At 67.9% G+C, this 14347-nt stretch carries 11 protein-coding genes; 8 read left to right on the forward strand and 3 right to left on the reverse strand.

Annotation, left to right across the window (positions count from 1 at the left end; genetic code table 11):
- Positions 1-295: 295 nt before the first annotated feature.
- From ACZ7L0_RS40270 to ACZ7L0_RS40285, 4 genes are all read left to right on the forward strand, one after another.
- Positions 296-874: a TetR/AcrR family transcriptional regulator gene (locus ACZ7L0_RS40270; RefSeq protein WP_471247544.1), complete on the forward strand. Its 579-nt coding sequence runs from the start codon at positions 296-298 to the stop codon at positions 872-874.
- A 141-nt stretch (positions 875-1015) separates the two neighbouring features.
- Positions 1016-2311: a hypothetical protein gene (locus ACZ7L0_RS40275; RefSeq protein WP_471247545.1), complete on the forward strand. Its 1296-nt coding sequence runs from the start codon at positions 1016-1018 to the stop codon at positions 2309-2311.
- Positions 2312-2349: 38 nt separating this feature from the next.
- Positions 2350-3246: an alpha/beta fold hydrolase gene (locus ACZ7L0_RS40280; RefSeq protein ID WP_471247546.1), complete on the forward strand. Its 897-nt coding sequence runs from the start codon at positions 2350-2352 to the stop codon at positions 3244-3246.
- 626 nt (positions 3247-3872) lie between these two features.
- Complete coding sequence (locus tag ACZ7L0_RS40285) at positions 3873-4409, forward strand: hypothetical protein (RefSeq protein WP_471247547.1); 537 nt, start codon at positions 3873-3875, stop codon at positions 4407-4409.
- Positions 4410-4466: 57 nt separating this feature from the next.
- Here ACZ7L0_RS40285 and ACZ7L0_RS40290 read toward each other — a convergent pair whose 3' ends face one another.
- The gene (locus tag ACZ7L0_RS40290; RefSeq protein ID WP_471247548.1) at positions 4467-4721 is read right to left on the reverse strand and encodes a hypothetical protein; all 255 of its coding nucleotides are present in this window, start codon (positions 4719-4721) and stop codon (positions 4467-4469) included.
- A 1555-nt stretch (positions 4722-6276) separates the two neighbouring features.
- On the opposite strand from ACZ7L0_RS40290, the gene ACZ7L0_RS40295 reads away from it, so the two are divergent.
- Together ACZ7L0_RS40295 and ACZ7L0_RS40300 are read left to right on the forward strand one after the other, a co-directional pair.
- Complete coding sequence (locus tag ACZ7L0_RS40295) at positions 6277-7341, forward strand: sugar ABC transporter substrate-binding protein (protein WP_471247549.1); 1065 nt, start codon at positions 6277-6279, stop codon at positions 7339-7341.
- Between the two features lie 478 nt (positions 7342-7819).
- Positions 7820-8323, forward strand: coding sequence for a MarR family winged helix-turn-helix transcriptional regulator (locus ACZ7L0_RS40300; protein ID WP_471247550.1), 504 nt, complete (start codon positions 7820-7822; stop codon positions 8321-8323).
- Positions 8324-8784: 461 nt separating this feature from the next.
- On the opposite strand, the gene ACZ7L0_RS40305 is transcribed toward ACZ7L0_RS40300, so the two are convergent.
- Positions 8785-9573, reverse strand: a complete 789-nt coding sequence (locus ACZ7L0_RS40305; protein WP_471247551.1) for an SGNH/GDSL hydrolase family protein — start codon at positions 9571-9573, stop codon at positions 8785-8787.
- Positions 9574-9826: 253 nt separating this feature from the next.
- Positions 9827-10204 (reverse strand): ACT domain-containing protein, encoded by a 378-nt coding sequence (locus ACZ7L0_RS40310; RefSeq protein WP_471247552.1) that lies wholly within the window; start codon positions 10202-10204, stop codon positions 9827-9829.
- 449 nt (positions 10205-10653) lie between these two features.
- Between ACZ7L0_RS40310 and ACZ7L0_RS40315 the strand changes: the two genes are divergently transcribed.
- Entirely contained in the window at positions 10654-11988 is a 1335-nt protein-coding gene (locus tag ACZ7L0_RS40315) for a glycoside hydrolase family 43 protein (protein WP_471247559.1), read from the forward strand.
- 639 nt (positions 11989-12627) lie between these two features.
- Positions 12628-14091, forward strand: coding sequence for a membrane-associated oxidoreductase (locus ACZ7L0_RS40320; protein ID WP_471247553.1), 1464 nt, complete (start codon positions 12628-12630; stop codon positions 14089-14091).
- Positions 14092-14347: the final 256 nt, after the last annotated feature.

Consider the following 14347-nt stretch of genomic DNA (forward strand, 5'->3'; position numbering starts at 1 on the left):
GCCTTCGGCCATGCCTCCGAGCGGCCCACCCGTATGGAGGGCCTGCTCTTCTCCCTGGTCGCGCTGCTGGTGTCGCAGAGCTGCGGCACGACCAGTTCCTGGGCCACTACCTGTTCAACATCAAAGCCGGCGGCCCCGGGCATGACCGGCGCCCGCTGCGCGCCCCCGACACCGCCGAGAACGCCGCCGACGCCGACGACGACGAGTAGCCGTAAGGCCGGCCTGGGGCTCTGCGCGCGGTCAGGGCGCAATCCCCTTTCTTGAGCGCACGATCCAGATAGGTTACGGTGAGGTCATGGCAAGGACCCGGGAGTTCGACACCGAGGCGGCGGTGAGCCGCGCGATGGAGCTGTTCTGGACGCGCGGCTATGAGGCCACCTCGGTGCGCGATCTGACTCGGCACCTGGGGATCGGGCAAGGGTCCTTGTATGCCGCGTTCGGCGACAAGGAGGGCCTGTACCGGGCGGCGCTGGAGCACTACCGCACCACCCTCGCGGCGGCCGCCCTGCGCAGCCTGGAGGAGGGGACGGACGCCCGGTCGGCGATCGGTGCGATGCTGGTCGAGCGGGTCCGGATCGCCGTGGAAGACGACGGCCGGGGCTGCCTGGTAGTCAACGCCGCCTGCGAGCGCCTGCCGGAGGATGCGGCGACCCGGCGCACCGTGCGGGACATGCAGGACGCCAGCCGGGACGCGCTCGCCGAGGTGCTGCGGGTCGCGGCGGAGCGGGGCGAGATCGCGACGCGGCACGACCCGCACACCCTCGCCGCTTTCCTCGTCACCTTTCTCAACGGACTGCTGGTCTCCTCGAAGATCACGCCGGACGTCCGCACCCTCGAACCCCTCGTGGAAGTCGCGCTGACCGCCCTCGACTGACCGCACTGGCCGCCCGCGACTGACTTTTTCATGCCTGAAATCTGTATCAGGCGATCCAGAAATGCCGTCGGATCCCGCGCAGGCCTGGGATTCGACGACAACCCGCCCTGCCCCTGCTTCATCGAAGACTTCGGAGGACCCATGCCCCCCGCACCCACCCCGAGTACGCCCGCTCTCGGCGGCAGCCGCTGGAACACCTTCCCCGCGGCCGGCGCCACCCTGACCGCCCGTGATTTCTTCACCGCCACCGAGCCGCTGCTGCAGGGCATCATCGATGACAACGCCCTCACCAGCGCCGCCGGCGAGATGCTGGAGGACCAGATTCGCGCGACACTCGCTCTCGACACCCGGGAGACCTCCCTCCCGCTGGCCATCGGCCCGGACAGCGCCTCGGCAGCGCGCGAACTGGGCGCGCAGGCCGAGACGATCGGCCAGGAGCTCGCCTCGTGGTTCACCGAGGCACTGGAGAGGCTGCTCACCGATCCGGTACCGCTGCCCGCCGGCCCGCTGGTCGTCCGCAGCCACTGCTACGGCCACCTGCTCACCCCTCCCGCAGCCGATCTGCTCCGCGGCCGTCGCGGTGGACCGGTCACGATGCAGCTCTACAACGAGTGGCTCCACCAGATCGTCCTGCTGCGCGACGCCCTGCTGCCCTTCACCAACTGGCAAGACGTCCCGCTCCTGATCACCCCGACCGGACTGCGGCACATCGAACCGGCCCGCGACGCGTTCCTCACCGAACTCCTGGTCCGCCAGATCCGGCACACCAGCATCGTGGCCTTCGCCCGCAACGTCGTCACCGGCACCTCCGGTCCGGCCGGCTACGGGTTCGAGGCGGGCGGCGGCACCGCCCTGCCCGCCGTCCTCGACCAGCCGCCCCTGACCGCACCCCGGCACCTGCTGACCTGGCGCCCCAACCCGGCCGCCCACGAAACCATCACGTATGTCGCCGAGGTGCATGACTACTACGCCGCACCCCGCACCCTCGTCGAAGACCTGCCGCCCGCCACCACGACATCCGGCCCGCTCTCCGCCCGTACCGTCACCGCGCCGGTCGCCGACGGTACCCGCTCCGCCGGCATCGAGATCACCCACGACGGCACCACCGCCCGCGTCGACCTCGGCCAGGCCCTGCGCGGTCACCGCTACGCCCACCGACCGGACCCCACCGCAGGCGACGAACACTCCGTTGCCGCGCCCCGCACCGCAGCCGCGTGGTCCGCACTGCGCGCACCGGGACTGGTGTGGACGGAAGCAGGCGACGTCACCCTGGACGCCACCGGCCAGGACGACCTCGTCGTACTGGCCCTGCTCGGCCGGCTCTACCCGGAGAACGTCACCCTGCGCCCCGCCGGCCATTCCGCTGCCCGGACCACCGCGGACGGCACCGAACCGAGCCGTCTGGTGACGTTCGTCGACCCTCCGCGAGCCCACTGACACCCGCGTCGCGAAGTACACCGGGAAGGCTGGAAAACATGATGTTCGACCATGACGGAACGCCCGTCCGCACCGGCCGAGCCGCCGTCAACGGAACGAGTCTGCACTACCGCACAGCCGGGTCCGGCCCCGCGGTGGTGCTCCTGCACGGCGTGCCCAAGACCAGCTACCACTGGCGCCACCTCGTCCCGAAGCTGACACCCCACTACACCGTCGTCGTCCCGGACCTTCGCGGTCTCGGCGACTCCGCCCACCCGTCGGACGGCTACGACTCCGCGACGATGAGCGACGACATCGCCGAACTGATGACCCACCTCGGACACGAGACATACGCCGTGGCGGGTGAGGACTGGGGAGCGGTGATCGGCTACCAGCTCGCCGCCCGCCACCGCGACCACGTCACCGCTCTCGTGTTCGCCGAGGCCCTGTTCCCCGGATTCGGCTTCGAGGACCACACAGCCCTCACCCCCGAGAATGTCTCCAACGGCATGCACCTGTGGCATCTGGGCTTCTACTTCCAGTCGGACGTACCCGAGATGCTGATCGCCGGACACGAGCGTGAGCTGATCACCTACATGATCAAGTTCGAGCGCAGCCACCCCGACAGCGCCACCCCCGACGCGGTCGACGAATACGTGCGCTGCTACTCCATGCCCGGCGGCATCCGCGCGATGCTCTCGATCTACCGGGCAATGCTCGTCGACGCCGAACAGAACCGGCAGGCCGCACAGAAGAAACTGGACATCCCAGTCCTGGCGCTCGGCGGATCCGCGTTCATCGGCGACCGTAACGAGTCCCAGATGCGGCTCATGGCCCACGACGTCACCGGGCACGTATTCGACGCGGGCCACGACCTGGCGGAGGAAGTGCCCGACGAGATGGCCGACGTCGTCCTTCCGTTCATGGCCGCGCACCTGGAGCCGACATCAACTTGACTCGGTGAGCGGTCTGTCCGCATAGCGGCGGCGTAAGTGGGCGATCAGGACGACTCGGTGGCGCAGGAGCGGGACGCTGGCACGTCCTGCTGTTGATCAGGTCCGCCGGGCGGTTCTTCGACACGGCCTCGCTCCGCTTCACCGCCTCGGCGACCGTCCAGCCCCTCGCCTTGTCGTAGATCGTGCCCGTCCCGACCCGGGCCTTCCCCCGGACACGACGGGCCTGCCATGTCGTACGCGGCGCGAGGATCCAGCGCACCAGCGGGAGCCGGACCCACCCTGCACCGAATGCCGGCGTATTCGGCGTGTTGTCAGCCGGATCGTGGCTGTCCGAACGGGAGGACGCCGCGTCGGTCACGAGGCGAGTGTCATGATGCCGACCGCTGCGCCATGGGTGATTGATCGCGCATCACCTCAACGAGCGATCCAGCAGACAGAAGTTGACCCTGTCCGTAGCTACGGCAGATGCGTCATCTGCTCGTGCCAGCCGCCCCCAGCCGCAGCCTGGGGCTGGGTGCAACCCGCAGAAGTCCCTCCATCAGGATTCACCAGACTCTCCTGTGATCGACGGGCTACCGTACGTGACACGCCGCGCTGCCTGCCGCGGTCACTCGAGGAGGAATCCAATGTCATCGCCCTGCGACCCCCAGCACGCTTCCGTCGGCGATGTAGGTGCAGCGCTCCTGATGATCGACTCTCGGCTCAAAGCCATCTACGACGGCAAGAGCGACCCCGACCCCGAACAGCAGCAGCTGACCGACCAGTTCGCCGCGTCCTTGGGCCCCAGGGGAGTCGATGACGTGCTGGATGGCGCGTGCACGCTCATCTTCGTCTTCATGAAGTGGCTGCGGATTGCGTACGAGGACCACGACAAGGATGTCATCGCGTACGTGGTGCCCAACCTCGTGGCCACGATGCGCATGATGCCCAAGAGCGTCCGTCCCGAGGCCATCCCCACTATGGCCGGCCTGCTCGTCGCTGCTGGCACCGGCCTGAGCCCCAGCCTGTGGCGTAAGCAGTACGGACAGTGGACCGAGGCCGAGATGAATCCCTTGGAAGCCACGGCCTTCCTGCTCGCGGAGCACATCAACCGGCTCACCGACGACCACGACTTCGCCACCCGCATGATCACCGAGGCTCTGTCCATCTCGGACCAAGACTGACGTGCAGCGAGGGCAGCCGCCACATCCGGGCCACCCTCTTCCTCGCCCACCCCAGCGTCAACTCACTGGTGGACCTCCCGTGCGGCGGGCGGTATTACGAACTTGCGCCAATCTCGGCTTCACAGGCCCCCAGGAATCGGTGTCATCGGATAGCAGACCCTGCCTACTCTGCTCTATCAGCTGGAGGACCTCGCGCTGCGCGGCCTCGATGTCCGTCTGCACGATCGCCCAGACGTGGGCGTCGACGGCGGCGATGTCGCCGGCGTCGTTCAGGTCGGCGGACCAGGCGGCCACGACCAGCCCGGCCTCCATGATCAGGGCCGCGGTCAGGCGACCGGTAGCCCCACAGCTCGCACGGCCCGGGCGACCGGTCCTGCCCGCAGTCGTCACACGGCATCGCCTGCCGCACGGCCTCAGCGGCCGCTGCCTCCTGGCGCTCGCGCTCCGCCCGCTCCCGGGCAGCCGCGCGGGCTCATCACGCCGGGCCTGCTCTGGCAGGGTCTGGTCACGGCGCCAGACGAAGTCCTCCGCCTCGACCGTGGCGTACTTGCGAGCCGGTCCTCAAGGGCCTGGCGGCGCTCCGCCTCACCGCGAGGTCTGGCAGATCCCGGTCGCCCTCGAACCGGGCATGATGCAGGGCGTCCAGCTGGGACAGCCCGTACCGCAGGCCCTGCGCGCGTGCGCGATGCCTTCGAGTCTTCTCTGGTGACACATGCGGGGCACGCCCGGTGGGCGGTGACGCGCAGGGAGCTGACCGTACCGTCGGCGGCTCCCGTCCGGCTGATCACCATCGCCCCGGTTTCCGTAGCTCCTCCTTCGCGCTCTGTTCGATCGTTGCGGCGGTACAGAGGCCGCCTCGTGCCCCTGCGCTGGAGGCATACAGCACTACGCTCTCGTCCGTCTCCAGCGCCTTGACAAGGGGGCTGTCGTCCCAGGCTCCCTGTGTGGCCTTCACCGTGATGGATCGGCCGTCCATCACTGTCCCGGCCAGCCGGGCGACGCGCAGCGGAGATCGCCCGGCTGCGGGCGCGGGAACTCGAACTTTCTGCGCTGATCGCCGCCCAGGCGCTCTGGGGCAGACTCGCCGCGGCCGACATCCCCGCTGCCCGTGACGCGCTCAAGCACCATCACGAGCAGAAGACCGTTGCCGCCTCCAGCTAGCCGCCGACAGGGCTCCGACCCGGTCGGCCGTTGCGCACGACCAGGTCCAGAACGTCGTCCCCCGAGGCCGCCCCTACTCGGTCGGGTGGAGACGGCGGGCTCGGGGAACCTCCGCGGGAACCCACGCGTAGTGCCAGGCATGAGGCAGATCAATGACGCGCATGTCGCCTTGCCGGGCCCGCCGGCCCCGGAGGTGTGCCATCTCGTTCGGGCTGGTCAGCGTCCCGATCACGGTCCTGAGCGCGACCGGACCAGGGATTGGTGAGCGGCAGGGCCTTTGCCTGGGATCGGGGGACGCATATTCGGTCACGGGTTTTTCCTCGCGCTCCAGCCGACGGCCGCGAGCGGGTGGTGGCCGTGAGACTGCCGAGGGCACTCAGGGAGGGGCTCGTGCAGCAGACACAGCAGGGACTCGCACAGGACGGTTCCAGCATGGTCGACCTGGCCTTCTCCGAGGGCTCCCACTCTGCGCTGCTACACGCGGCACCGTCCAGCGCTGCGGCTATCCCGTCCATGCCAACAAGCGGGCCGGGGCAAATGACCAGATGTGATCAGAATGTTTCCCTATGTATGTTAGATGAAGAGGTGATCTGATGCTGGCCAGGCGAGCCCGGCCGCCGCCCATGGTCCGACTGAGCTGGGGTTTCACAGCCAGCCTCCAGGGGTGGACGCCAGGCGCTTCAGGACCCAGCGCGAGGAAGTACCAATGAGGCTCAAAACCGTCCTCTGCTCCACTGCTTCCGCCCTCTGCGCACTGGCGCTGCTCAGCGCCTGCAGCGGCGGCTCCGGCGGCACGGCCACGTCGAGCGGTAAGCCGCTGGTCGGCGTCGACTACCCGCGCTCCGACACCGACTTCTGGAACTCGTACATCAAGTACACGCCGCAGTACGCCGAGCAGCTTGGTCTCACGCTCAAGACCACCAACTCGCAGAACGACATCGCCAAACTCAACGCCAACGCGCAGACGCTCATCCTCCATGGCGTCAAGGGCATCGCGATGGCCCCGCAGAGCACCTTTGCCATCGCGCCGATCCTGGCGCAGCTGGAGACGACGAAGATCCCGGTCGTCACCATCGACACCCGCCCCGATACCGGCAAGGTCTACATGGTGGTCCGCGCCGACAACCGCGCCTACGGCGAGAAGGCCTGCAAGTACCTCGGCACCAAGCTGGGCGGCAAGGGCAAGGTCGTGATGCTCCAGGGAGACCTCTCATCGATCAACGGCCGTGACCGCACCGAGGGGTTCAACGCATGCATGAAGGCGAACTATCCGGACATCAAGGTGTTCGGAGAAGCCACCAACTGGGACGGGGCCGTCGCCGCGCAGAAGCTCCAGAACGACCTGACCGCCCACCCGGACATCAAGGGCATCTACATGCAGGCCAGCTCCGCCCTGTCCGGCACACTCCACGTGCTCAAGCAGGAGGGGCTGTTTGTCGGCCCGAAGGACAAGAAACACGTGTTCGTCGTCTCCAACGACGGCATCCCCAGAGAGCTCAAGAACATCTCCAACGGCACCATCGACGCCACGGTGTCCCAGCCGGTCGACCTCTACGCCAAGTACGCCTTGTACTACCTGAAGGCCGCGATCGACGGGAAGACGTTCAAGGCCGGCAAGACCGACCACGAGAGCACCATCGTGCGGGTTCGCGACGGGCTCCTGGAGGACCAGCTCTCCGCCCCGCTCGTCACCGCCGACGGCGGCACCTACGGCGGCGTCCCCACCCTCAAGAGCACCGACGCGTCTCTGTGGGGCAACAGCCTCGGCTGACATCGCGCCGGACCGCGTAGAGCCTGCGAGCGTACTCGGCAGCCTGCGGACTGGGCTCCGACATCTGCGCGGGGCTGTGAACAACAACGTGGACAGCGGCCACGCCGTTCGGGCCCTGGGAGTGCAGGGATGGAAGCACCGTACCCACCGGGTACGACCGCGTAGCCATACGCATCCGCCCGGCCGAGCACTCCAATGCGTCAGCCGGTCAGGAATCACAGCTGGGATGCAGTTGCGTGTCCGCCGGGCATCTCAGGCGTTCGTGCGCAGCCGGGAAGACGCCTCTGGGCCACGCGTCTCAACGGCGGAGGTCGTGGTGGTCGTCCTCCACGGCGTGTAGGCAGTGGCGTTGAGCCTTCCACCGGGCCCTGCGCCAGGCGCGGACGGCACGTCGGCCCCGATCTGCCCCAGGCTCAGCCGTAGTTGACGCTGCATGCGACGGGGTTCTCGTGCTCCAGAGGAATGTAGTGTCGCGATCATGAAACCGCTCTCTGACACCACCACCGACCAAGCGCCGGCAGATCCGGCCGCCACCGATGACTTGCTCGCCACTCAGCCCGTTGGCTACTGGAGCGGCCTGGCTCACACGGCCGTCACCCGGCATCTGCGTGACGCTATGGCCAAGATCGACGTCACACAGCCGCAGTACTGGGTACTCAACCGCGTCAACGGTGGGCCGACGGCGCCGAGCCACGAGGACGTGGTGACCCAGCTGACACCCTTGGCCGACGGGCAGCATGAGATCGCTCGGGTCATCGACCAGTTACTCCACCGCGAATGGCTGCGGATCGACGCCGGGCAGCGCCTGCACCTCACCGATGCGGGGGAAGCCGCCAGAGTACGGCTGCGTGAGCTGGTGACCGAGCTGCGCGCTGTGGTCCACAAGGGCATCAGCGACGAGGAATACGTGGCTGCGCTCAAGGTACTGCGCAGGATGGTCGCCAACGTCGAGGGTGACGAGGACTCCAGCGGTCCGCTCTGACTTCGCGATCTTGCCGTGGATCCGGCTGGGAATGGGTTCGGCCAGCGCTTGATCATCGGGGGTTGTGTGGAGTTCTGAAGATCGTGCGGCGGCCGCGGGCCATGGCGTAGACCCCGCCCGTCGGCGGGCGATGTTCGGCCATGGCATGGCCCCCTAAGAGCAGTCCAAGGAGACAAGCGCGGGCAGTCGCCCGGCGCTCCACCCGCCCGAACCGACTTGCGACCCTTCCGGCCTGCGCGAGTCAGCAAGGCGGCCAAGCCGGCCAGATCTCGACTGGCACTTGCCACGCTGTTGTTGGTGTCTGAGGGCCGCAACCCTCGATCAAGGACCGCTTGCGCAAAAGAGCGACGGACAGGTTTCCCCCAGGCCGGGGCTCGCGATGCCGGCTGCGGCGACGTCTTCGGATGTCATGGCGAAGGGGAGCTCAAGGAGGTGCAAGAGTCCATCTGCCGTAGTCGGGATCAGGCCGCGTCCAGTTGGGTCACCGGCCCCGGCTCGGGCCGCTTCGCCGTGCACCCCTCGCCCGAGGAACGTCCGCGCAATCGCCGCCACAGCCAAGGGCCGAGGAAATCCATGGCCCAGCGCACTTCGGCGCCGACGGCTCTCAGAGCGGGGACGGGCGGCTGCGGAGGCAGTGGCTGGGCCCAGCCGTGGTGGCCCGGCAGGCCGAGCGTGTGGGCCATGCCGGAGGCGATACGCGCGTGCCCGAGCGGGCTCGCGTGCAGTCGGTCGTCCGCCCACAGGCGAGGGTCGGTCGTGACGGGGTGCGGGAATACGTCCAGTACGGCGACGCCGTGCCGTTCCGCGATCGCGTGCAGTCGGGCGTTGAGGTCGAGGATCCGTGGGAGCACCCGGCGCGCGAGTGGTGAAACCTTCCCCAGATCCGGGAAAGTCACCGTGGCGACGCGGGTGCCTGACGCGGTGAGGCGGGCGAACATCTCCTCGATGTCGGCGATGATCGACGCGGCGTCGAAGCCGGACCGCACGAGATCGTTCATGCCCGCCATCACGGTCACCAGATCCGGCTTCAACTCCACTGCGGGACCCAGTTGTTCAGCCCTGATCTGCGCGGCCGTCTTCCCGCGGACGGCGAGGTTGGCGTACGCGAGTTCCGGCTGCTGCCCCGCCAGTATCTCGGCAAGCCGGTCGGCCCAGCCGCGGTAGCCCCCCATAGGGCCGGGGTCGCCGAGGCCTTCGGTCAGGCTGTCGCCGATCGCTACGTAGCGCGTGTAGGGGTGTGAGGCGGTCATGGAGGGAGTCTATGCAGTCCGTTGACTTCAACTATGAGTACCGAACGTTCGAATTCTGTTGAGGGATATGCGCCTCCGATGCGCCGTGGGCCACTACGCATTCACCACCGTTGAGGGGGAGGCTCCCGCAGAGCCACCGCCGTGGTGACCGTGGCGAGGCCGACGGGCGCTCGCCGACAGGATGACTGAACGCCGGCCACTTGGACGGGCGCGAGACTTCACTCCGAGACGCGCAGCGGGCCGATAGCCGCGCTCAGCCGTCGCCAACGACCTCATGACCGGCGGCTCTGAGGAGCGCGATCGCCTCCTCGCGGCGCTCCTCAGGCACGAGCACCAGATCCGCGTGATAGGTCGAGGTCACGAACACGGGGACGGCCGCGGAGCCGAGCGGTGCCACAACGCCCGCCAGCATTCCCGGCTGGTCCAGGCCGTGTGGGTCGTCTCCGTACAGCGCGCTCCAGCGTTCCGTACCCTCCGCTGTGTCCGCCGACGCCTCGCGGACGACGGTCAGGCCTTCCGGAGCCCGCACGAGAGCCCACCAGGAGTCGTCCTGGACGTGAGACCGGCCGGCGAGGTGCTCGACGACGAAGGACTGCGGGAGCACGCGCAGCCGCTGAGCAGGGAAGGTCATCCCGTCACGGTACCCGGGCGCTCCACACCTCCGAGCAGGTCGCCTACCAGCCGAACCGCGCCAGCGCCGCTACCGAGGCCGCGACCGGCAAGGCCCCGACCCTCTTCCACCCGCCGTACGGCGCCGTCCACAGCGCTACCACGCTCTCCCCCGTCCTGTGGACCCTCGGACACCGAGGACTGGGAGTACCCGGTCGCCACAAAGATCGCCGAGACCGTCATACGCAGAGCAGACCATCCACCCCCGGAAACGTGCGATCTGACGTCCCGGTGTGCACAGGAATCACAAAGTCCTGACAGACCGATTGACGGGCACATGCCCAGGCTCTACTTTCTGATCGATTTGCCGAACCTTGTTCGAAATTACGGCCACCTCAGGTGCCCCCCGCACGCCACCTTGGAGCGCAAGTGAGCGAAAACCCCCACCTGTCCCGTCGCGCCCTTCTGGGCATGAGCGCCGCCGTGCCGCTCGCCCTGACCCTTGGGTCGGGCACCGCCCACGCCGCCGACTCGGCGTATGTGATGTGCTACTTCACCGAGTCGACCAGCCTCGGCGACGGCACCGACTACGGCCTGCACCTGGCCGTCAGCCCCGACGGACTGAACTGGACGCCGCTCAACCAGAACAACCCCGTCGTCACCCCCACCGCGGGCGCCCTCGGCCTGCGCGACCCCTTCCTGCTGCGCAAGCAGGACGGAACCTTCGTGGTCCTCGCCACCGACCTCAAGGGCACCGACTGGAACTACAACAGCCAGTACATCCACGTCTGGGACTCCGCCGACCTGCGCACCTTCACCGGCTACCGGCGGCTGAAGCTGCACGACATGACCACCCACAGCTGGGCACCCGAGGCGTTCTGGGATGCGGGCCGGGGCCAGTACGCGGTGATCTACTCCGCCGTCAACAGCAGCGGCCACAACGTCATCATGGTCAACTACACGGCCGACTTCGTCACCGCCTCCGCCCCGCAGGTCTTCTTCGACCCCGGTTACGACGTCATCGACGGCGACATGGCCGTGGGCGTCAACGGCTACAACTACCTCTACTTCAAGGGGAACCAGACGCTGCGGGGGGCCAGATCCACCTCACTGAACCCGGGAAGCTTCACCGAGTTCAGCACCGGCGTGGCGCACGGCGGCACCGAGGCCCCGACACTGGTGAAGTCCCTGGCGTCCGGCACCTGGTGGCTCTGGGGCGACACCTACACGCCCAACGGCGTCTTCTACGCCTGGCAGTCCACCGACCTGTCGGCGGGCACCTGGACCGCCCTCGACCAGAAGACCTATACCCAGCCGGTCAACTCCAAGCACTGCGGCATCACGACGATCACCACGACCCAGTACAACAACCTGCTCGCGAAGTGGGGCACCCCGACCTGGAACCGGCTCAAGTCGTACAACTTCCCAGCCCGTTATGTCCGCCACTCCAACTATCTGGGCCGGATCGACGAGTACCCGATCGAGCCGTACAAGGACTCCCTGTGGACCCTGGTCCCCGGGCTCGCCGACAGCTCCGGGGTCTCCTTCCAGTCGGTCAACTACCCGACCCGCTACCTGCGGCACTACAACTACGCGCTCCAACTGGACGTGAACGACAGCACGTCGACGTTCGCTGCCGACGCGACCTTCTACCGCACACCTGGCCTCGCGGACGCGAACTGGGCGTCGTTCCGGTCCTACAACAACCCGACCCGCTACATCCGCCACTCGAACTACGTGCTGCGCATCGACCCGATCTCCACGACCACGGAGCGACAGGACGCGACCTTCCGGGTCGGGTACTGACCATGGAAGCCACCCCGTCTCGTACACCTCCGCACGTGGCTGGGCCAGACGCATCACCGTGCGCGTCCTCGCCCTCGGCCTGGCCGGCCTGACGGTCCTGGCCGGCCACGAGACGTCGGCACCACTGTCCGCCGAGCGATGGGCTGGGCTGGGCTTCCTGGAACAGCTTCCCCAGCAGCATCGACTCGACGTCATCAAACAGCAGACCGACACTCTGGTCTCCTCCGGCATGGCCGCCGCCGGCTACCAGTACGTCATTGGCGGCGGCCGTGCGCTTCGCCGCCGTCTCCGACAGCACCGCACCCGGCATCGACGCGATCCGCGTCCAAGCGCGCCCCGGCACCAACGGCGTGGCCCTCGTCGGCGTCGCCTCGAACCGCTGCGTCGGCCTGGAGAAGAACACCGACAGCTACGGTACCAAGGTCATCATCTGGAACTGCAACGACGGTTCCAACCAGAGGTTGACCGTCCACCGTCCACTCCGACGGCACCATCACCGACGAGTTGTCGGGACCGATCCTCGACGCCGAGGATCGTCGCGGGAAGCATCGTCGACCCACCGTGCACCCCACTGCCTTCGGTCACCAGACCTCTTCGGGGAGTTGACAGTGTCAGAGCGCGACGCCAGAGTCCCGGCTGATGAACATAGACGATCTTACGCCTGCTGAGCTGAGGGTATGGCGCGCCTTTCCCAGGGGCGCGGCGGTGGACTTCCGCGCTGCGGAGGACGAGGACACAGCACAAGGGGCGGGTTGGGGCCCCGACCGGACCGTCCGGGCCGCCGTGTTGCGGGCCCTGCTCCTCAACGGACCCTTGGAGGACGGGGAGATACCCGCCTTAAGACTGAATGGCGCACGCATCACCGGCGTACTCGACCTGCAGTACGGAACGATCGACCATCTGGTACATCTGTGCGGCTGCTTCTTCGAGGACGTGCCTCTGTTGTACGCCTCCCAGCTCCGCGAGCTGAACCTCAGCGACTCCGTGTTACCCGGCCTGGCCGCCGCCACCATGCGGGTGGAGGGCATTCTGCACCTGACACGCTGCCGGTTTTCCGGACCAGTACGGCTCGGCGGCACACAGATCGGCGGGCCGCTGTTCCTGGATCATGCCGAGATCACCTCGCTGGACACCGCGCGGCCCGCGCTCCGGCTCAGCCACGCGACCATCGGCGTCGATCTGTGGGCGCCCGGACTGCGAACGCACGGGGAAGTGACCCTCAACAGCACCTCGATCGCGGGCTCGGCCAGCTTCGCCGACGCACGGCTACGCCACCCGGGCAGTGTCGCCCTCGACGCCCAGACGCTTTTCGTGGAAGGCGACTTCCACATGCGGCGCATCCAAACAGAGGGCTGGATCGGCCTGCGGGGCGCGCGCATCACCGGGCGGCTCGACCTGTCGTACGCATCCCTGTCCAACCCCGGCGACGCGGCACTGCGCGCCAGCAGTTGCACCATCGGGGAACTCTGGTTGCGCAAGAGCCCTCCCATGGAAGGCGCACTGAATCTGCGCCGCGCCCAGATCGAGGTTCTGCTCATGGAACCGGAGGCGGTGCCGGACGAGGTGCTTCTCGGCGGTCTCGTCTATACCGCCCTCACCCCGCACGAGCCCGCCGAACGTCGGATGCCCATGCTGGAGCGCGACAGCGACGGCTACGTCCCTGACGCTTACGAACAGTTGACTGCCGCCTACCGCCGCGTCGGCGACGACCACGCCGCCCGCCTCGTCCAACTCGCCAAGCAGCGCCGCCTGCGCGGTACCCGAGCGTGGTACGCACGCCTGTGGGGCTACGTCCAGGACGCCACTGTCGGCTACGGCTTCCGTCCGCTGCGCGCCTGCGCCTGGCTACTGTCCCTGCTGGCCGTCGGCTCGATCGCGTACGCCTCGCACCACCCCCGCCCCCTCAAGGCGTCCGAGGCCCCGCACTTCAACCCGATCTTCTACACCCTCGATCTGCTCCTACCCGTGATCTCCTTCGGTCAGGAGGACGCCTTCGCGCCGGACAGCTGGTATCAGGCACTGTCCTACGCCCTCATCATCACCGGTTGGATCCTGGCCACGACAGTCGTCACCGGCGTGACCAGGAACGTCAGCCGTCAGTGATTAAGGGCCGTCCCGTAACTGCCCCGGCGTGGGTTGTCCATGGGCAGCCCGTCTCTCGAGCGGTGAGTTGAGAGACTCGTGTCATGGGATCTTGGGGAACCTTGGGGCCGGCGCTGTTGTCTCTGGCAGGTGTTGCGCTCGGCGCGGGCGGGTCGCTGTTCGGCCAGTACCTGGTGTCGCGAGCGAGCGCCCGGCAGCTTGAGATGCAGGAGTCGGCCGCGCACCGTACGGAGCTGAAGAACGTGATCCTGAAGTT

The organism is Streptomyces sp. NPDC039424, assembly GCF_055639495.1.